The sequence below is a fragment of the Achromobacter sp. SD115 genome, from assembly GCF_017355315.1.
Classification (GTDB): Bacteria; Pseudomonadota; Gammaproteobacteria; order Burkholderiales; family Burkholderiaceae_B; genus Achromobacter; species Achromobacter xylosoxidans_B.
This window is the reverse complement of sequence record NZ_JADIJM010000017.1, coordinates 102482-121693: the sequence shown is the minus strand read 5'-3', so window position 1 is coordinate 121693 and position 19212 is coordinate 102482. Positions and strand designations below refer to the sequence as shown.

The 19212-nt window shown below is 63.7% G+C and carries 15 protein-coding genes and 1 tRNA gene; 10 read left to right on the top strand and 6 right to left on the bottom strand.

Annotated features, from left to right (window positions below):
* Nucleotides 1-9: 9 nt before the first annotated feature.
* The 4 genes from IPU70_RS22500 to IPU70_RS22485 are packed head-to-tail and all read right to left on the bottom strand — an operon-like array spanning nucleotide 10 to nucleotide 3163.
* The gene (locus IPU70_RS22500) at nucleotides 10-1749 is read right to left on the bottom strand and encodes an L-aspartate oxidase (RefSeq protein ID WP_207470483.1); all 1740 of its coding nucleotides are present in this window, start codon (nucleotides 1747-1749) and stop codon (nucleotides 10-12) included.
* Between the two features lies 1 nt (nucleotide 1750).
* Nucleotides 1751-2095: a succinate dehydrogenase gene (locus IPU70_RS22495; RefSeq protein WP_013391838.1), complete on the bottom strand. Its 345-nt coding sequence runs from the start codon at nucleotides 2093-2095 to the stop codon at nucleotides 1751-1753.
* Nucleotides 2092-2427, bottom strand: a complete 336-nt coding sequence (locus IPU70_RS22490; protein WP_207470481.1) for a succinate dehydrogenase — start codon at nucleotides 2425-2427, stop codon at nucleotides 2092-2094. The genes IPU70_RS22495 and IPU70_RS22490 overlap by 4 nt, the downstream gene beginning before the upstream one ends.
* Before the next feature lies 1 nt (nucleotide 2428).
* Nucleotides 2429-3163: a succinate dehydrogenase/fumarate reductase iron-sulfur subunit gene (locus IPU70_RS22485; protein ID WP_013391836.1), complete on the bottom strand. Its 735-nt coding sequence runs from the start codon at nucleotides 3161-3163 to the stop codon at nucleotides 2429-2431.
* Between the two features lie 54 nt (nucleotides 3164-3217).
* Between IPU70_RS22485 and IPU70_RS22480 the strand changes: the two genes are divergently transcribed.
* The 3 genes from IPU70_RS22480 to IPU70_RS22470 all read left to right on the top strand — a co-directional run bounded on the left by IPU70_RS22480 (nucleotide 3218) and on the right by IPU70_RS22470 (nucleotide 4296).
* Complete coding sequence (locus tag IPU70_RS22480) at nucleotides 3218-3415, top strand: hypothetical protein (RefSeq protein WP_207470479.1); 198 nt, start codon at nucleotides 3218-3220, stop codon at nucleotides 3413-3415.
* Between the two features lie 79 nt (nucleotides 3416-3494).
* Nucleotides 3495-3570, top strand: a tRNA-Gly gene (locus IPU70_RS22475).
* Between the two features lie 111 nt (nucleotides 3571-3681).
* Nucleotides 3682-4296: a hypothetical protein gene (locus tag IPU70_RS22470; protein WP_013391778.1), complete on the top strand. Its 615-nt coding sequence runs from the start codon at nucleotides 3682-3684 to the stop codon at nucleotides 4294-4296.
* 173 nt (nucleotides 4297-4469) lie between these two features.
* On the opposite strand, the gene IPU70_RS22465 is transcribed toward IPU70_RS22470, so the two are convergent.
* Nucleotides 4470-7466 carry an autotransporter outer membrane beta-barrel domain-containing protein gene (locus tag IPU70_RS22465; RefSeq protein ID WP_207470477.1) on the bottom strand — a complete coding sequence of 999 codons (2997 nt, stop codon included), beginning with the start codon at nucleotides 7464-7466 and terminating at the stop codon, nucleotides 4470-4472.
* 185 nt (nucleotides 7467-7651) lie between these two features.
* Nucleotides 7652-7927 carry a hypothetical protein gene (locus IPU70_RS22460; protein ID WP_207470469.1) on the bottom strand — a complete coding sequence of 92 codons (276 nt, stop codon included), beginning with the start codon at nucleotides 7925-7927 and terminating at the stop codon, nucleotides 7652-7654.
* A 31-nt stretch (nucleotides 7928-7958) separates the two neighbouring features.
* Here IPU70_RS22460 and IPU70_RS22455 point away from each other — a divergent pair, with 31 nt between their 5' ends.
* The 7 genes from IPU70_RS22455 to IPU70_RS22425 all read left to right on the top strand — a co-directional run bounded on the left by IPU70_RS22455 (nucleotide 7959) and on the right by IPU70_RS22425 (nucleotide 19203).
* Nucleotides 7959-10754, top strand: coding sequence for an ATP-binding protein (locus IPU70_RS22455; RefSeq protein ID WP_242702645.1), 2796 nt, complete (start codon nucleotides 7959-7961; stop codon nucleotides 10752-10754).
* 6 nt (nucleotides 10755-10760) lie between these two features.
* The gene (locus IPU70_RS22450; protein ID WP_207470468.1) at nucleotides 10761-12005 is read left to right on the top strand and encodes an EAL domain-containing protein; all 1245 of its coding nucleotides are present in this window, start codon (nucleotides 10761-10763) and stop codon (nucleotides 12003-12005) included.
* 34 nt (nucleotides 12006-12039) lie between these two features.
* Entirely contained in the window at nucleotides 12040-14484 is a 2445-nt protein-coding gene (locus IPU70_RS22445; protein ID WP_207470465.1) for an ATP-binding protein, read from the top strand.
* A gap of 299 nt (nucleotides 14485-14783) precedes the next feature.
* A complete protein-coding gene (locus IPU70_RS22440; protein WP_207470463.1) occupies nucleotides 14784-15476 on the top strand; it encodes a hypothetical protein in 693 nt (230 codons plus the stop codon).
* 170 nt (nucleotides 15477-15646) lie between these two features.
* Nucleotides 15647-16165, top strand: coding sequence for a fimbrial assembly protein (locus IPU70_RS22435; protein WP_207470461.1), 519 nt, complete (start codon nucleotides 15647-15649; stop codon nucleotides 16163-16165).
* Between the two features lie 115 nt (nucleotides 16166-16280).
* Nucleotides 16281-18491: a TcfC E-set like domain-containing protein gene (locus IPU70_RS22430; protein WP_371819047.1), complete on the top strand. Its 2211-nt coding sequence runs from the start codon at nucleotides 16281-16283 to the stop codon at nucleotides 18489-18491.
* A gap of 25 nt (nucleotides 18492-18516) precedes the next feature.
* A complete protein-coding gene (locus IPU70_RS22425; protein ID WP_207470459.1) occupies nucleotides 18517-19203 on the top strand; it encodes a pilus assembly protein in 687 nt (228 codons plus the stop codon).
* The last annotated feature ends 9 nt before the right edge of the window (nucleotides 19204-19212 follow it).

Here is a 19212-nt window from a genome sequence, read left to right as displayed (position 1 = left end):
GGATGCGCCTTAGTTCTGGGGAATGCCCGCCTCGCCCTCGATGAGCGATTCGCCGGGTTTTACGATGTCGAAGGAAACCGGAACCATCTCCAACGCCACCTCGCCGTCCTGCGCGCTCACGCGCGTGTAGCGGCTGGTGTGCAGGTCTCCAGCGTCGGGAAAGTCCTCGCGGTAATGCGCACCGCGGCTGTTCTCGCGCGCCAGCGCCGAGACCGTGATGACCTTGGAAATGTCGACCAGGCTTTCCATATTGAGCCAGTCGTGCCAGGTGAGGTTGTAGCGGCGGTCGCCGTCCGCCACGCCGATGTCGCGCAAGGCGGCGCGGTGGCCGGCGATGGCGTCCAGGCCATGCTCCATAGCCTCGCGACGGCGCAGCACGCCGACGTCGTCCCACATGGTTTGCGAAAGCGCGTCGCGCAACTCGTGGATGCGCCCAGTTGGCCGGGAAAACGGGAACTCGGCGCGTTCGATGCCGCGCGCGATGATGCGCTGGTCCGCATCGCGCCACTGGCCGGACTTGGCGACATAGGCCGCCATCGCGTCGCCCGCGATGCCGCCGAACACCGTGGAATTGGCCACGCCGTTTCCGCCCAGGCGATTGGCGCCGTGCACGCCGCCGCAGTCCTCGCCAGCCGCGTACAGCCCCGGCGAGGCCGTCGAGCCGTCCACGTTGAATTCGACGCCGCCCATCAGGTAATGGGCGGTCGGCACCACTTCCACCTTGCCGCCCGCCAGGTCAAAGCCGCAATCCTTGCAGCGGTTGACCATGCCGGGGAAGGTCTTGGCCACCTTGTCCGGACCCAGATGACTCATCTGGATATAGACTCCGCCCATCGGGCCCGTGCGACCGGCGCGCATTTCGGCATAGATGCCGCGGCTGACCACGTCGCGCGTGGCGCGTTCGCCGCGCTTGTCGTAGTTGGCCATGAAGCGCTCGCCGTCGCCGTTGAGCAGATAGCCGCCCGCCCCGCGCAGCCCTTCCTCCAACACCGTTCCGGTCATGCGCGTATCCGGCCCGCCCAGCAGGCCGGTGGGATGGAATTGCACCATCTCCATGTCCCGTAGCTTCAGGCCGTAGCGCAGGGCCATGGCCAATCCGTCACAGGTCTTGTCGCCGGAGGGCGTGTGATAGCGGTACATCGTCGGCCCGGCCCCGGTGGCCAGCAGCACGGCCTTGGCCTGGATGAACCGATAGGCGCCCGTCCGCATGTCGATGAACAGCACGCCCGAGATGCCGGAGCCGTCGGCGGCCGGAATCAGCTCGATGGCGCGATGCTCTTCCAGTTCATCGACGTCCAGCGCCCGCACCTGCTCCATCAAGCGGTTGATGATCTCGATGCCGGTCAAGTCGGCCTTGTGCACGGTGCGGTCGAAGCTCTGGCCGGCGAACGCCTTGGAATGCAGCGTGCCATCGGGATTGCGGTCGAAAAAACAGCCGATCTCGTTCTCCAGCTCGCGCACCCGTTCAACCGCGCCTTCGACCAGGCGCCACGCCAGGTCCTGGCGCGGCAGCCATTTGCCACCCTCGATGGTGTCCATGAAGTGGCGTTCCACCGAGTCGCCCGTGGCCAGCGCGACGTTGTAGCCGCCCTGGACCATGCGGGTACAGCCGCACTTGCCCAGCAAGCCCTTCACGGTCACCGTCACCTGCAGCGACGGATTCGCCTTCTTGGCATGCAGCGCCGCGAACAGGCCCGCGCCCCCGGTGCCCAGCACCAGAATGTCCGTCTTGATGTTCTCGATCCGCATTTCAGATCACTCCCGCGATGAAAACCAGGCCCGTCGCCATGGAGACCGCAAAGCCCCACCCGATCCAGGCGACGCGCGCATCCCGCGGCGACTTCCAGGGCAACAGCTCCAGCGCGAGCAGGCGCAGCCCGAAAAACATGTGCAGGGTCAACAGCAGCACCAGCCCCCATTCGCCGAACTTCATCGCCGGCATGTCGGCAAGCTTGAGGAATCCGTCCAGCCGCGCCTGGTCCAGCGCCATCGCCAGCACGTAGAAGTGGGCGGGCAGGAACAGGGCCAGCGCCAGGCCGGAGAGGCGATGTCCGAGGAAGGCCCAGTAGGCCTGATGGTTGCGCGCGGATCTCATGGCATCAGCCCTCCCACCGCCGCGACGGCGCGCACGCCCAGGATGAGCAGTCCCAGACCGAACGCCAGCCCGACGGCGGACGCGGCGCCGCGGCCCAGCCGCAGCCACTCGATCAGGATGTTGCGCACGCCGATCGGCACATGGACCGACACGCTCAGCACGAACAGGCCGTAGAAGACGATCCAGAACCAGTTGCCCTGCGTGCGCGAGAGAATCTCGCCCGCGGTCAGCCCGCCACGCACCGCGTAGATGACCAGGCCCACGTGCACCAGGACAAACGGCGCCATCACCATCGCCGTCAGGCGCTGGAGCGCGAAAAGACGAGCTTCCATGTCAGCCCCCCTTGAGCAGGCTGAAGATGGCGCTGCGCTTCAATCCCGCAATGCTGCCCGTGGGGCTGAGGCTTACCGGACAGTGCTTCATGCAACTGCCCTGGGTATGACAGGAGTTGCAGCCGCTGCCGGAGGTGGCCTTGCGCAGCACGTCCTTGGGGTCTGCGTGCCGTTCGTCGTTGAACAGCGTCCACGCCCGGTTCAGGGCGGCCGGGCCCAGGTAGTCCTTATCCCAGGACACCACGTCACAGGCCGCGTAGCACACGCCGCAGTTGATGCACTCGATGGCGGCGTCGGCCTGCTTGCGCTTCTTGCTCTGAGGCGACACCAGTGCCGGCGGATCATTGCGCGTGGCCGTGCCGACGAAGGTATTGCCGGCGCGCGCCCACTTCTGGAAGAACTCGCTCATGTCGACGACCAGATCCTTGATGCGCGGCATGTTGCGCAAGGGTTCGATCACGATCACCCCGCCTTCCTCGACGCGGCTGACATGCGTGCGACAGGTCCAGCGGGGCTTGCCGTTGACCGTCATGGCACAGGACCCGCAGACGCCGACGCGACAGGCGTAGCGGTACGAAAGGTTCGGCTCCTGGGTGCGCTGCACTTCGGTCACCACATCCAGAACCGTCTGGTTCTCGCGCCACGGCACCGAATAAGTGGAATAGCTTCCGTCCTCGGTTCCCCGCGAGATGCGGACCGTGAGTTGTCTCTGATTCGTGGAGTTCTTGGTATCCATTTTCCGCCCTCGGACGACACCTTGCGTCCATGAACAGAATTCTGGATCTCGCGTATGAGTGAAGCAATATGGATTTGGTTGATATTTTTTGAAGTTATTTTCGGCTCGTCCAGAGGGTGCGCGGTGCGATCCGGCGACTGCCGCGCCGCGGCATCTTCAATGGATGGCGATCACTGGACGCAACAGGGCCGCCGCCAGGCAGGAACCGAGGCTGGTCGGCAGGGCTCAATCGCCCTAAAAAGCATCTTTTGAAAAATTGGGTATACTGCGCCCTCGCTTGCCGGCACCGCCCCAGATCGCGACGATCGCGGATGGCGCAAGACAAGCAAATGCGGGAGTAGCTCAGTTGGTAGAGCGCAACCTTGCCAAGGTTGAGGTCGCGAGTTCGAGACTCGTCTCCCGCTCCAAATTTTGATTTTCAACCTCCTTCGCGGAGTTCTGGAAATCCTTGAAAAAGGGCCTTCGGGCCCTTTTTTCATTCCGGTTTGTGCCGCTTGGGAAATGAAGGAACACAGGCAATGGATATTGCATTGATCCTGCTGGTGCTTATCGCGGCATGGCAGGTGCTGCGCGTGCGCTATCAGCGCGCCCGCATTGCGTTGCTGGGGCGTCATCTGGGCGGTTTGCAGCTGGAGCGCCACATGGAAACACTGACGCAAGGCTACACCCGCGCCATCCGCGAAGACACCGAGAACCGCCAGCTACAGGTGCTGGAAACCTTCGCCCAGACCGAACGCGCCGTGGCGGCACAAGTGCAGTCGCTGGCCGATGCCATGCAAAAGGAAAGTCCACAGGCCACCCGCGTGTCCACGCTCTCGTTCTGCGTGCCATACATCGAGCGCTTTCTTCCCGCGATGACACGGGATTTTCGTGAGCTGCTGCACATCCATGCACTCGGCTTGCGCCATGTCGTGGACAACGAAGGCCACTGGGACGCAAGAGAGCGCGCGTACCACCTCTCGGCGGAGTTGTATCTGCTGCAGCACAGTTGCCATTGGTTCTGCAAATCCCGCGCCGTGGCCGATGCACGGCTGATGCTGCGGCATCAGGTCAATCACCGGAAAGTCCTGGATTCAGTGTCTGCTGTTACCCGCTCGGCTTATCTGCGCTGGCAGGGGGACGATAAACACTAAGACCAACGGCGCCTCGTCCGTTCTGGCCCCGCTCAGCGAGCATTCTTGAGCAAGTCCTTGAAAAAGGGGCGAATCTTTCGATTCGCCCCTTTTTCATTTGTTCTCGATTCCAGCCCGGCGCTGGCGCAGCAAGCGTCATGAACGCGACCCTTGCTGCGCCTGTCGGCGCCTGATCAGAAGCGCACGGCCAGCTTGAGCACGCCCGACTGCTGCCGGTTGCCGCCGCCGAACTGCGCGTCGTAGGCGATGCCCGCCGTCGTGTTGCGCGTGATGGCCATCTCGGCGCCCAGGCCCAACACCGCGGCGTTGCGCGCGATCGGCACGCCCGTCACCGAGAACGTGCTGCCGCCTTCGAAGGCCAACTGCTGCTTGGGCTGCACATCGCCCATGGCATGGCGCCAGCCCAGCGACGCGGTCAGGCGGCCAGGCGCGCGGTCGGAACCGAACTCCCAAGAGCCACGCAGTCCCAGCGTGGTGCTGGTCACGTCGTCGGAATTGCTGGACCCGTGCAGGGCCGCCGTGCCGCCGGACTCTTCGAAGCCGCGCGTGCGCAGCTGGTTCCACGCCAGGCCCGCAAACGGTTCAATGGTGTAGGCATCGCCCAGCGGCAGGTTGTAGCCGAGCTCGGTGAACACCTGCGTCGACGAGGCGTGATACGACGACTCGAGCCGCTGGTTCAGGCTGCCGGCCGCCACGTCGCGTTTCGCGTCGATGTCATGCCAGGTGTAGGCCGCGCCGGCCATGAAGCGGATGTGGCCGGGACCGGCCTGGAAATTCCGCCCGCCGAACAGGGTCGCCGTATAGCTGTCGACATTGGTGCGCGAGGACGTGTCGTCGATCGAGTTGTGGCTGCCGATGTAGCCGACCGCGCCGCCCAGACGCCAGCCGCCGCCCACCGCGCCATCGCCGCCGACGAACAGGCCGCCCGACGATTGGCTCAGGCTGGACGCGTTGCTGTCGCCGTCGAACTTGCTCCAGTTGCCGAACGCTTGCGCCCAGACCGGCGATGCGCCGCTTTGCGGCATGGCGTCGGACGAGGGGGCGCCCAGTTGGGCGGTGGGACGTCCGGCCAGCACCGGCGCGTCGAGGTTGCCGCGCAGATGCGAGAGCGGCAGCGTGCGCACCGTGTCGCCCTGGCTCAGCAGTACGCTCGCGGTGCTGCCGTAGACTTCGCCCGAGAGCATCCTCAGGGCCGATCGCGCTTCATTCGGAGTCATGGCGAGCACGGCAGTAGCCACCTGGCTGGCGCCAGTGTTCTTGCCTGCGGCGATGCCGCTGTCGACCAGGGAAGAGCCGCTGCCGGTGGGCGGCGTTTCGTTGCCGGCGGTGGACGAGCCGTTGCCTGTCGAGGTCGAGCCATTGCCCGCCGAGGACGAACCGTTGCCCGTCGACGTGGAGCCGTTACCCGTCGAAGACGAACCGTCGCCCGTCGACGAAGAGCCGTTGCCCGTCGACGAGGAGCCGTTGCCGGTCGAAGACGAGCCGTTGCCCGTTGACGACGAGCCATTGCCGGTCGAAGACGAACCGTTGCCCGTCGAAGACGAACCGTTGCCCGTCGCGGGCGGTTCCTCTTTGTCCAGCGCTCCGCCCACGCTGCTCTCGTTGCCCGAGCCGCCGATGCTGCCGATAGGCACATCATTGCGCGTCAGCGTCATGTACGCATTCTTCGGGTCATAGCTGAGCGTGGGCGTCAGGAAGGCATAAGCGCTCGAAGCGCCGGTGAACTGGCCCTGGATGCCGCCATCCGCCGTCAGGATGTTGTAGGTCGTGCGCGGCGCGTAGTTGCCATCGGGCCCCACGTGCGCCACGGTGCCGTCGAGGTAGGCAACGCCGGTGACGTGGATGCGGTCGCTGAGGGTGCTGGCCGGATCGGCATGCACGCGGTAGATGGTGTTCTGGCCAAAGGTCAGGTTGCCGTTGACCGTGAGCGTGCCCATGGGCGTGCCATCGTTGCCGGGAGAGATCACCGCGGTGGGATACAGGTTGGTGGTCCCCACCTGGCCCACGCCCGCCAGCACGACCTCGCGGCCGATGTCCATCGGACCGTTCAGCTTGCCGTCGATCTCCAGGGCGCCGTCGGCGATCAGGATGGGACCGGTGAGGCCGCTGCTGTCCGCCGTCAGGATCACCGATCCCGGACCGGTCTTGACGAAGCCCTGCGTGCCTTGCAAGGGATTGTCGATGGTGTCGACGAATTGGCCCGAGGCATAGGTCCCATCGCCGACCACGATGGCGGGCGGATTGCCGCCGCTGCCAACCAGGGTGATGGGCGCGCCCTGCAGGCGATAGCGGTCGGTGGCGAACTGGATGCCCGACACGCGCACCGGACCTGCGCTGCCGTCCACGGTCACCGTGCCGGCCGCGCCAGTGAAGATCGCGTAGCCGCCATCGGGCAGCGCGCCGTTGGCATTGCTCGGGCTGTTCCAGTTCGTGCCGGCCGCGCTCCAGGTGCCGTTGCCGCCGCCCGAGCGGGTCGCGGATGCCGCGCCGTTGCCGTTCCACAGGTTGGTGGTACTCGGCCCCAGGATGAGATTGATCTGCTTGTCGCCGGTCAGGTTCTGGATGGTGGCGGCCGGCGCCGAATCGCCCGAGACCGAGCCCAGCGTCAGGCCGTTGCCGCTCAGGTTGCCGCCATACGACAGAATCCGGTAGTAGCCGGCGTTGACGCCCAAGGTATTGACCGTGACGTTCAGCGTGGTGTTGTTGATGGCGGCATTGCCGCGCACGGTGATGTTGTCGCCAGTGCCGGGCTGCGTGATCGGCAGCCCCGCATAGCCGGTCTCGAAGTTGAACACCGCGTTGTTCATCGACAGGTTGCCGTTGACGACCAGGTTGCCGTTGGAGACCCCCGTCGGCGTGCCAACTTCATACCCGGGCGCCACGCGCGCGCCGGATACGTTGAGATCGCCATTGATCGAGCCAAAGCCCGCGACGGTCCCGTTCGAATTCGCATTGACGTTGCCGCCGAGCGTGACGCCCGAGCCGCCGCCGTTGCCGCCGATCACCAGCGTGCCGCCGTTGACATCCACCCCCCCGGGGAAATTGGCCGAGCCGTCGAACACCTGCGTATTGCCCGACGTCACCGTCAAGTCCGCAGCCGTGACGCCACCGCAGTAGGACGCGCTCAATGCGAGCGTCGCCGTCAGCCATTTCTTCGTGTCATGTATCAACGTAAATCCTCCCTATGTCGATTAATTAATCTGATAAACCCAAGGCATTACCGGATCGCTATAAAAGTATTATTAAGTAACCGGGCAATCCAAATGGGCGAAACATGTTTCTCGAAAAAAGGAGGCAATTTATACCCCTTTTTTTTCAATACCAAAAATTAATTAATAGATACCATCTTTATTATTTAAATCAGCAACTTGGATACCATCCTAAGGCGCATTTTTGATATTCGGATACCATCCTTAGAATAAAAATAGTCAATAAAGACAATATCCAAATTATCTATTTTTGGATAATGGATACCATCCATTCCAATACGCTCGGGCTTGTTTCCGCGGATTTTCAACACGCCGGGGAAACAAATTGACATGCCGAGTGGCGTAAACGCGGCCTGGCGTGGTCCTGCTTCCAGAATTTTCTTATCCGTGCAGATCGGCCCGGCCCATACCATCGTTTGCATGATGGCCGCCCCCAGTCTCCCCGACGGATACATGCCGGCAACCCGGTTGCCGATGATCCTGTTGCACCTGCTCGCCATGGCGCTGCTGGCCTGCATACTCGTCGGGACGATGCTGTCGATGTATTGGTCCTTCAGCGACGAGGTCTCCAGCTACCGCCGCCGCATGAACGCCGCCGCCGACCGGGCACAGATCTTCTTCGACCAGCGCGAAACGCTGCTCCGGGCGGTGGCCGCCTCGTCGGTACGCAACACCGACCGCGTACCGGCCCAGCAAACACCCAGGACTTTCGGCCAGACTGGACAGATCAACGTGATCCCGCTGACGAACGGGGCGGACGCCTACGAGTGGGCGCTGATCCTCACCCGCCGCAATCGGGCGGACGTGGCGGCCGCCAATGCGCGCATCGTCTACACCACGCTGGCCGAACCCGGCTCGACGCATCTGGCGCTGGACGACACACGGCGCAGCAGCCACGCCCTCTCGAGGGACACCGAGAAATGGCTCTACGAAACCCTGGCCGCGCACCACGCCACACCGAATCCTGAGGACGGCCGCGCGCCCGTCGTCTGGATCCGACCCCTGACAGACTCCCACGATCATCTGTTTCTCTATACCCCGCTGGACACGACAGGGCGCGAGCAGACCTGGGTCGGGCTGGAGGTTGACGACATCGCATCCGTGATCACTGCGGAGCACGCCAGCGACGGCGCGAGCTATGCGCTTTACGACAGCGACAGCCGGGTGGCCTTGCAGGGCGGGTCCGACCCGGCCGCCAGCGACTCGATATCGGCACGACTGGCGCGCGACTCCTTCGGCTTCCAGGGCCAAAGCTGGCTGCCCCATAGCCTGGCGCTCAGCAAGGCCGTCGGCGAGGCCGGCTGGCGGCTGATCTACTATGTGCCAACGCAGGATGTGCTGCGACATGGCGCATCCGCCTTCTGGGCCGTGGGTGCTATCGCGGCCGGCCTGAGCGCCGTGGTCCTGCTGGGCGTACGCCACATCAGGGAAAAGCTGGTCTCGCCGGCGATGAGGCATCAGATGGCGCTCATCGACAGCCTCGCCTTGAACCGGAAGATCATCGAAGTCGCGCCGATCGGGCTCAGCCTGGTCCGCCCCGCCGACGGCACCCAAGTCATATCAAACGAGGCCGCGCGCCATCTGCTGGACGCGCACGACAGCTGGCGCGAGGACACGCGCGCCGCAGGCGACCAGACCGGCCGGCATGAGTATCAGCTCGGCGACGGGCGCACCGTCAGCCTGACGTACGCCGCGACCAGCTACCAATCCGAGAATGTAGTGATATGCGCCATCAGTGACATTTCCGCCCAGAAGGAAGTGGAACGCACCCTGCGCAATGCCAAGCAGGCCGCCGACCAGGCGAACGATGCGAAGACCTTGTTCTTCGCCACGATCAGCCATGAAATCCGCACGCCGCTGTACGGCATCCTCGGCACGCTGGAGTTGCTCGCGCTCACGTCCATGACGAGCCAGCAGCAGCAATACCTGCACACCATGCAGCAGTCGTCTTCGACTTTGCTGCGCACCATCAACGACACGCTGGACCTGTCACGCATGGAGGCCGGCCACGAGGACTTGATCCTGTCTGAGTTCTCCCCCACGGAGATGCTGGCAGGAGTCGTGGCCAACTATGCCGCCCGCGCCCAGGGCAAGGGACTGCAGATATTTGCGATCGCCGGCATCGGCATGCCGGCAATGGTGCAGGGAGACCCGACCAGGCTGCAGCAGATCCTCAACAACCTGGTGAGCAACGCCGTCAAATTCACCGAGGCGGGCCGCGTCGTACTGCGTGCAAGCGCGAGCGCGGTCGCATCGGGCAGAGTGACGCTGCGCTTCCAGGTCGCGGATACCGGCGTGGGCATACGCGCGGAATCGCAAACCCAGCTGTTTGAACCCTATTTCCGCGCGCATTCCGGCCTGGTCCAGGACGCGACCGGCACCGGCCTGGGACTGGCCATCAGCCGGCGCCTGGTCGATCTGATGGGGGGCGACCTATCCCTGGTCAGCGAGGTCGGCCTGGGCACCAGCATCACGTTCGCCATCACGCTGGATGTAACCGAGATGGATCCGGCATCGCCCATACAGCTGCGGCGCAGCGCAGTCTACGTCAACGGCGCCATTCCCGAAGTCGTGGCGAACGCATGCGCGTGGCTGAACAAATGGGGGGCCATCGCCATGCCGTATCGAGGACAGGGCCATGTGCCGGAAGCCGACAGCGCCGTCCTGCTGCAGACCTGGCCTCCCGGACAGCCTGACGCGTCCTGGACCGGAAGCAAGGTCCGCGTGCTTGCCCCGGGCGCGGAGCACGCTTCCATTGCATCGCGCGGCGGCCGCCTCGGCATCATGAGCCAGGGCAATCCGTTCAGCATCGGCATCGCGGTACAGATGGCCCAGCATGGCCGCGAACAAACCTTGCTGCCCCCTCCCCGCGCGCAACGCCTGTCGCTGGGACAGCGGATCCTGGTGGTCGAAGACAACGCGATCAACCAGGCCATCCTGCGGGAGCAGCTTGAACACCTGGGGTGCTCGGCCAGCATTGTCTTCAATGGCCGCGAGGCGTTGCAGCGCTGGAACCCTGAAAAATTCGACGCGGTCATTACCGACATCAACATGCCGATCCTGGATGGCTACGAGCTGGCGCGCGCCCTGCGCGAGCTCGGCTACCAGGGAACCATACTGGGCGTGACCGCCAGCGCCGCGCCCGAGACCATCACCAAGGGGCTGGAAGCCGGAATGAACCAGGTGCTGCTGAAACCCCTGCCTATCCTGGCCCTGACCGCAACCCTGCATGCATACGCAAAAGGCTGAAAACAAATGCTGTCCAAACTCAAGGTACTGGTCCTGGACGATCACGCCTACCAGTGCGTCCTGCTGAAAGACATGCTCGAAGAGACGGGCTTCGTGCACGTCGACACGACGCTGGACGCGCACGATGCGCTGGAGCGGATACGAAAGGAAGGCCATCAACTGGTACTCATGGACGTGGACATGCCGGGCATGGACGGCGCGCAGTTCATCCATGAACTCGCCTGTCGCGATCTGAATCCGATACTGGCGATCGTCACGGGATGTTCCCGCCGGATGAGCAACAGCATCGGCCTCATGGCAAAAGAGCGCGGATTCGCCGTGCTGGGATCGTTCATCAAACCCGTTACCACAGAGCAGATCGGCAGTCTGGCGACCGGCCTGTTGAGAAAGCCGCCCACCCAGCCACTCGGCCTGCCACCCGCGCGGCCCCACGCCTGCGCCACCCCTGCCCGGCCGCTGCTCGACCGGCGCATGCTTGAAAGCGCGCTACGCGACGGCAGTATCCACGCCTGGTTCCAGCCGAAGAAGTCACTCGTCTCCGGCAACATCGTCGGCGCCGAGGCGCTGGTCCGCTGGCAGCACAAGGAACTGGGCCTGATGCTGCCGTCCTCGTTCCTGGCATCGCTGCGCGCCTGCGACCTGGATCACGAACTGCTCCTGCGCATGCTGGACGACGGCCTGAAAGCCTATTCCCTCTGGCGCGAGCTGGGACACCGCATCCCCATTTCGGTCAATCTTTCCGCCAGCCTGCTGGACCTTCCGCAACTGCCGGACGAGCTCCATGCCATGGTCGCCAGGCTGGACGTTCCCGCCTCGGACGTGACCTTCGAGCTGCTGGAAGACGCGATGCCGACACTCGCGGGCCAGTTCCACATGGGGGCAAGCCGCCTGCGCCTGAAGGGTTTCGGCCTGTCGCAGGATGACTTCGGCAAGGGTTACAGCTCGATGTACAGCCTCATCTCCACGCCCTTCACCGAATTGAAGATCGATCGGGCATTCGTCAACGGCGCCGCAACGGACGAGGTCCTCGCGGCCGCCCTGGTGGCCTCTGTCCAACTGGGACGGCAACTCGGCCTGCAAGTGACGGCCGAGGGCGTGGAGACGCTGGAGGACCTGCAATTGCTGCGGCGGATCGGCTGCGATGTCGCGCAGGGATTCCTGATCTCCGCCGCGGTCAATGTCGCGACCTTCTGCGAATTGCTGGCCTACGAGCCCAGTTCCTATTTCACCCCCTTGTCCCCGCCCCACTAAGGCCGGGCCTGTCGTCATTGCTCCGATACTGGATATGCCGCTGAAGAAAAAAAACGGCGGCGCGCGCCGCCTGAGTATCGCGTTCCTCTATGCCTTTCCCCTCGCCCTGTTCTGCGCCGCCGCGCTCTACTGTGGACAACAACAGTTCCAGCGGCGACATGCAGAATTGCTGAGGCTCGACTTCCCGACGCTCGTGCACGCCAATGCCTGGCTTTTCGCCTGCGCCTTGCTGCTGCTCGCGGCCGGACTCTATGCGTGCGCCATCTTCTGGTACTGGTGCAACCGTTACATCGTCCAGCCAGCGAGTGCAGCGCGGCAGGCGCTCGCCGAATGCGAGGCGCTCAGCCGGACGATGCTCGCCACGGTACCCTGCGCGCTATGCGCACTCTCCCGCGCCAACGGCCGACTAGTCTTCAGCAACGCCCTGGCTCTGCAATGGCTGGGAGCGGGCGCCGGCCAGACGCTGCCGGATACGCCCGATGTCAGGCGCCTGTTGCAGCAGGCCCTGGATGCAACGGAACCAGGCAACATCGAGGCGTTCAACGCCCATGATGGCCGCTCGCTGGCGGTAGCCTATGCCCCCACGCAATACCGCAGGCAGGACGTGGTGCTGTGCGCCTTCGCCGACACCAGCGCGCGCGCCGAGATGGAGCATCTGCTTGGCCTCGCCAAGGCCCAGGCCGACAAGGTCCACGAGTCCGGGGCCGGCATACTGTCCAACATCACCCGCGAGATCCGCGCGCCGCTGTACGGGCTGCTGGGTACTCTCGAAGTGCTGGGCATGACCGCGCTTGACGAGGAGCAACGGCAACACGTCGGCCGCATCCAGAACGCCTCCCTCGTACTCGAGCAGCTCATCGGCGACCTGCTCGACATCGCCAGGATAGAGTCCGGCCAGTTCGCCCGGGAGGCCGGCGCTTTCGACCCGCGGGAGCTGGTCGAAAGCACGCTGGCGGCCCATGCCCCGATGGCCGAACAGAAGGGACTGATCATCTACGGCTGCCTGGACACCGCGGTGCCGGGCTGCGTCCACGGCGACGCCGGCCGCATCCGGCAAATCCTGAGCAATCTGCTGAGCAACGCCATCAAGTTCACGGATTCCGGTCACGTCGTCGCCAGGCTGCGAGCCCAGGCAATGCCCGACGCCAAAGTCCGTCTCGACCTGCAGATTGCCGATAGCGGCATCGGCATCTCCCCGTCCGAACAGGCCATGCTGTTCAAGCCTTTCCATCAAGCCGGCGCCGGCCCTCGGGCTGGGCGCGGCGCGGGCCTCGGCCTGGGCCTGTTCCTGTGCGCCCGCCTGGCGGCGTTCATGGGGACCCGCATCCAAGTCATCAGCGAACCGGGGCTGGGCAGCAGCTTTTCCGTTTCCTTCGTGCTGGACCAGGCGGACGAACCCTCCGGCGCGTCCCCCCAGTTGCAGGGCCTGCACGTGCTGGTGCGTTGCGCCCGCAAGGAAGCGGGCGAAAGCGTGGCGCAGTGGCTGCGACACTGGGGCGCCCAGTCGAGGACAGTGCCAGCCGGCGTCGTCGTAAACGACGGCGGGGACGGCATGCTGATCGATCTGGCGTTGGACGGCAATGCTGAACATGCGCCATGGAAAGGTCCACGCATCGTGGCGGGGACCGCGCGCAGCGGCGCCAGCGCCGTCCTGGTGAACCGGCACTCCGCGCGCCAGATAGGGTATGCCGTGCAGGATCTGATGCGGGGCGGGTCCGGCCCGCAGCCAGACAGCCCGCGCCCTGTCCATGGCCTCCTCAATCTTCGGACCCTGGTCGTGGAGGGCAATCTCATCAACCAGGCGACGCTGCACGACCAGCTCATGCGCCTGGGTTGCCACGTCACGCTCGCATCGGACGGGACCGAAGGACTGGCATTGTGGAACGTACGTCCCTTCGACCTGGTGCTGGCGGATGCCGACATGCCCGGCATGAACGGCTATGCGCTCGCCAGGACCCTGCGCGCCCAGGGCGCCACAGTTCCCGTCATTGCCCTGGTCATGAGCGCGACCCAGGCGGAGGAACAGCGGTGCGGGGCGGCCGGCATCAACGGCTGGCTCGCCAAGCCCATCGGCTTGCGTGCGCTCAGGCAGGGGCTCCAGGCGTACGCCGCCGCGCCTCACCCAAAGCCAGAGATCCCGGCCGCAACGCCCCGGATTGCAACGGAATCGCCACGGAGCGGCACGCCGGCGGTCCCTGCCAAATATCAGGCCATCTTTCTGGAAACCATGGACCAGGATCTCGTACGGCTGGAAGCCTCGCTGAAGAACGGCGACAGCGCGGATGTCCGCGCCTTGCTGCACCGGATACGCGGGGGGTTGGCTGCCGTGCACATGGCCCCCCTGCTGAATATGGCCGACGATCTTGCCTCCCTGCTGCGCAAAGAGGGCGTGGGTGGCTCGATGCCTCAGCAGTTCGCCGCGTTCATCGCACAGCTACGCGGCAAGATGCGCGAAATCGAAAATGATGGCAGCGGTTGACCTCAAGCCGCCACATTTCCGCAACGGCCGCTGGATCAGATGCGATTCCATCGGGGGCAATTGAGAATATTCCCATGGCCCATGCCTCTTGTGATTTCTAGAATCACACGTTGCAAACAGAATGCATGCCATGCGCACAAACGTCGTCGCCATCCTGGCCGGCAGCGCGCTGGCCTGCGCCCAAAACAATGGAATCTCTTCCCGGCGGCGGCGCCGATTCCCGCCCCGCATTTCGGTCATCGACACAAGCCGGTTATCAACCCGTCTTTTCCGCGGATGGCCGGGTATGCGAATACGCATTGCCCGATCTGCCGCCAGACCAGTCCTTCCAACGACTCGACAGCCATCCCGCCGCGCACGAACTCCAGCATGCGCTATACCTCTTCCGGCAGGGCAATCAAGGCATACCTCTGTCACTCACCTATGCGCGCGATACCGCCGGCTTCCCTTGGTCTGCGCACAGCGTGTGCGCGGAGCTGAACCTGTCGCTGGATCAAAACCGCCTGCGCTTGCAATCCGGCCAAGCCGAAGATGGCGCGACGGGTCCGAGCTATCCGGCATCGCTGGTCACGCTCAACATCCCCATGACATGGGATCTGCTGCCGGATGCCGAACTCCACAAGAGCCGGCACGATTTCAATGCCGGCCTGAGAGTGAGGATCAGCCCGACGCTGGTGGAAGGCCGGCCGGTCCCGCACGGCGCGCTGCGCGTCGTGGGCCTGCACCTGAAGATCCCCGAACGGCTCTCGGCGCATCCCATGCTGCATGGAAGGTTCTTCACGCTGTTGCAGCGCGCGCAGGCGTTCAAGCTGCCGGTGCTGGTCATGAACATCAATGACGCGACCGATTTTCATTGGATGCGGTCGTTTCCCAACCTGACGTTCCAGGGAGACCTGCTGTCCACGCGCATCGGCGCGGACAGCCTGGAATTGCTGCTGACGATGGGGGGAGACAGGTGGCGCGACTTCAAGGTGGGAGGCCGTGCGCGCTAGGCGCGCATGAGCGGGATTTTTTCGGCATAAAAACAAGAAATTTCTCAGCCCTGGGGAAGCTTCGAACAAGGATGATGCATGGGGTCGGACGCACACGAGGCGTCCGCTACACAACCCCGCCTTCAACAATCTTCGAAGGCATTCATTCAACATCAACTCCAGGTTTTCATATGAAACTGAACAAGATCCTGATCGTGATGGGATTGGCCGGCGCGTTTGCCGGGGCTGCACACGCCGCCAACCCCATTTCCAAGGCCATCACTCTGACGGCCCAGATCCACGACGCACTTTACGTCTCCAAGCCCGACGGCACCTCGTGGTATAGCAACGAATCACTCGAGCCCACCAGTTCCTCGCAGCAGGAATTCACCAAGACCCTTCCTATCCGCGTGTGGTCAAAGTCCAACGCCTTCACTGTTGCGCTGGTGAAACCGTTTGAACTTGTCGGCACCAACTACACCATGCGGAACACCACGGTGAGCATCACGCACGCCAATTCCGGCGGCACGCCGGTCGTGATATCCAACAGTCCGCAAAAGGTTGGTCAGGGCACCGTCAACACCGCCATTGGCGCCTACGACGACTTGCACGATCTGAAGATCTCTGTAAAAGCCCCCACTCCCACCCCAGCCGGCAACACCAACGGCAGCTATAGCGGTGACCTGGTCTTGATGTTCGAGCCCGCCTAAGCCCGTCAGGCTCCCTACATCAAGGGCCCGATTCGGGCCTTCATTCTCCTCTGGAATACCGGGCATGTACGCTTTGTGGGTTGGTTGTTGCCTGAAAGTATCCTTGGCGTGCACGTTGGCACTTGCATCAGCACAGGTACTTGCGCAAGCAAGAGTCTCCTACGGCATTCCGGAGGGCTTCAGCGCGGTCGAAATGGATAACAGCGCCAGCTACGTCTCCAGCATCAACGGGAAGACCCTGCCAGGATTGATTTCCTATTCTTCGACTCTGAATCAGCTTACCTTCGATTCGATGAAGTACGCCGAAAACGGCGTGACACAGGAAGAAATAGAAGCCATCCGCCAAGTAGTTTCCGGGATCGACTACAAGCAATGCGTCGACGGCTGCGATCTGCGCGTAGCGGACTACCACGTGACCATCGACAAGGTCCGCCGCACACTGCAGATGAGAAGCTCAGGCGACGATTACCTGCTCCCGGTGACGACCTGGGGGTTGATCAACAATCAATCGCTGGACCTGCGCGGCTCGTCCGACAACTATCGCGCCATGAACGTCAGCGGCGCGACGTGGCTGGGACTGCCGATGCGCAGCTTCGCCTACATGAGCTGGTACGGCAGCCGCCATCGCATGCGCGGCGAAAGCCGTCGCGCTCAGGGCATATCATCCTACTTCCTGCAGAAGAACTTTCAAAGCACCTATGTGCGGGCGGGCAAGCAGAACAACCTCGACTATGCCTCCGGTTCGGTCAGCACGATGCTGACGCCTAGCTTCGACCAGTTTTTCACGATCGGAAGCCAGGATCATTTACGCGCTGACCGCGACACGGGCTCGCTAGTGCTTTATTCCACCGCGGAAGGGAACTACGAGTTCTACCGCAACGACCGTCTCATCCTGAAGCGGCCCGCCATACTCGGCCGCAATGAGATCAGATTCATCGACCTGCCCGGCGGCTACTACCCGGTGGAGATCCGGCTGGTGGACCGCAACGGGAATCTGATCAACCGCGAAACGCGTGATGTCAACAACCTGAATTTCAATGGTGACGGCGGCAACTCCTGGCACATGACCGCGGGTAAGGAAATGGGCGAAGGCGGGCAACTGTTCCAGGCCGCCCTCAGCCGCAACCTGAGCCAGTTCTACCTGAACACCTCGGTCCTCAGCGGCGACCGATCACGCTGGGCGGCCGAACTCAATCTTTCGCGTCCCTCCCGCATCGGCTCGGCGGACCTCCTCCCCACGCTGGGGTTGCTCCGCGGCGAACTCGGAACGGGCGGCTACATCAACCTGTCGGTAAACGATCCGGTGCTGGGCGGTCTCTCGGCGAGTCGCTACCAGAGCACCCGCGTATCGCGCTTCTACTGGGGTGCGCCCAGCACCAGCCTGTCGTACAGCAGATTAGTGAGCGGGGTTGTGCTGGGCTACAACTACAACAAGCACAGCCGCGGCGAAATACAACAGGCCGAAGCGCGCTGGAACTACCGTCCCAACGGTCTATGGTCGACCTTCTCGGTAGGCGTCCAGAAAGGCGGCTACAGCAGGCGCGATGACGGCTACGCCGTGTACTTCAACATGAGCTGGACCCTGGACAAGACACAGGCCAGCTTCCGCGCAGCCCGCCAGGGGGGGGAGACCCAGCTCAGCGGCGACTACCGCAAGGAGTTTCAGGACAGTTATGGCACATCGACCGCCGGCGTGACGGTCAACCGAAGCGGCAGGAACGACAGCGCCAGCCTCCAGGGCAGCCGCTCCGGCACGCTCGGCGATGTCTCCCTCAATCTTGGCCACGGCGACGGCGGCAGCAACGCGGATTTCAATTACCGCGGCATGCTGGCCGCCAGCGCAGACGGTCTGGCGTTGGGCCGCTATAGCGGCAGCGGCAGCGCCATGCTGCTGAAGACACCGGACGTCCCGGGCACGCCCTATGGCTTCAACGTGGAGGGCCATCCGGTGGCAGGCGGCGGTACGTATGCCGTACCGCTGAACAACTACAACGATGTGCCGTTTGCCCGGGTACTGAGCAATAGCGCGGACATGGACATGAACATCGAGGTCCCAGCCAATATCGTCCGCGCCCATCCTGGTCAGGTATACGCGGCGCAAGCCAAAGTGGCGATCCACATGGTCTATAGCGGCATTCTGACGGACCCTTCCGGCAAACCCGTGGGCGGGAGCATCCTCGAGACTGGAGACTCCGCGTATCCCAACGGGTTGTTCTCAATCGCCAGCAAGACCGTGCTCCGCGTGATCACGGTGGCGCAGCCTGGCCGCCGCTATCGCTGCGACCTCACGAACACCTACAACGGCGGTTACTACCGCTGCCAGTAAGCGAGCACGAAACCAGGAGAAAACCATGATGCTACGCACCGCCCTACCCTCAGTATTCTGCCTGATGCTGCTGGCGGCGCCGCTGGCGCGAGCCGACGGCGAACTGATGGTGATGCCGGCCCGCCTGAAAGTCTTCAATGGCCATGAGTACGGCGTGACCGTCAGGAACGTGGGAGACGCGCCGCTCTATCTATCGATCTCGCTACTGAAGGTCATGAATCCTGGCCAGCAGCCAGAAGAAAAAGTGCCGCTGAGCCAACTCGAACACCCCAGCGTGCTCGCCAATACCGACAAGCTGACATTGGGGCCGGGCCAGAGCCGTTCGATCGGTCTGAAGTCGCTGGCGGTGCCCGTATCGGAGGAGATGTATCGCCTGTATATCGTTCCGGTGAAAGCCATGCATGTCGACGAAGCCCCTCAGGACAAGATCACGGCCCCGATGTCCGTCGCCATCGCTTATGGCGTGCTGATTCAGCACATGCCGCCTCCCGCCAACCAGCGGGCGAGTTGGTCGCATCGCTGCGAGAAGGAGGGCGTGACATTAGAGAACACTGGCAATGTCCGCATCTTCCTTTCGGATGTCTCCTCGCCAGGCAATAAGCAGGAACGGGACCAGATGGCGTTGTACCCAGGCATCACGCAACACTTCCCGGCCAAGCCCCTGACGATGAGAATCGACGACTCGCCACAGACGTTCAATTGCCGCGGATGAATGCAACCA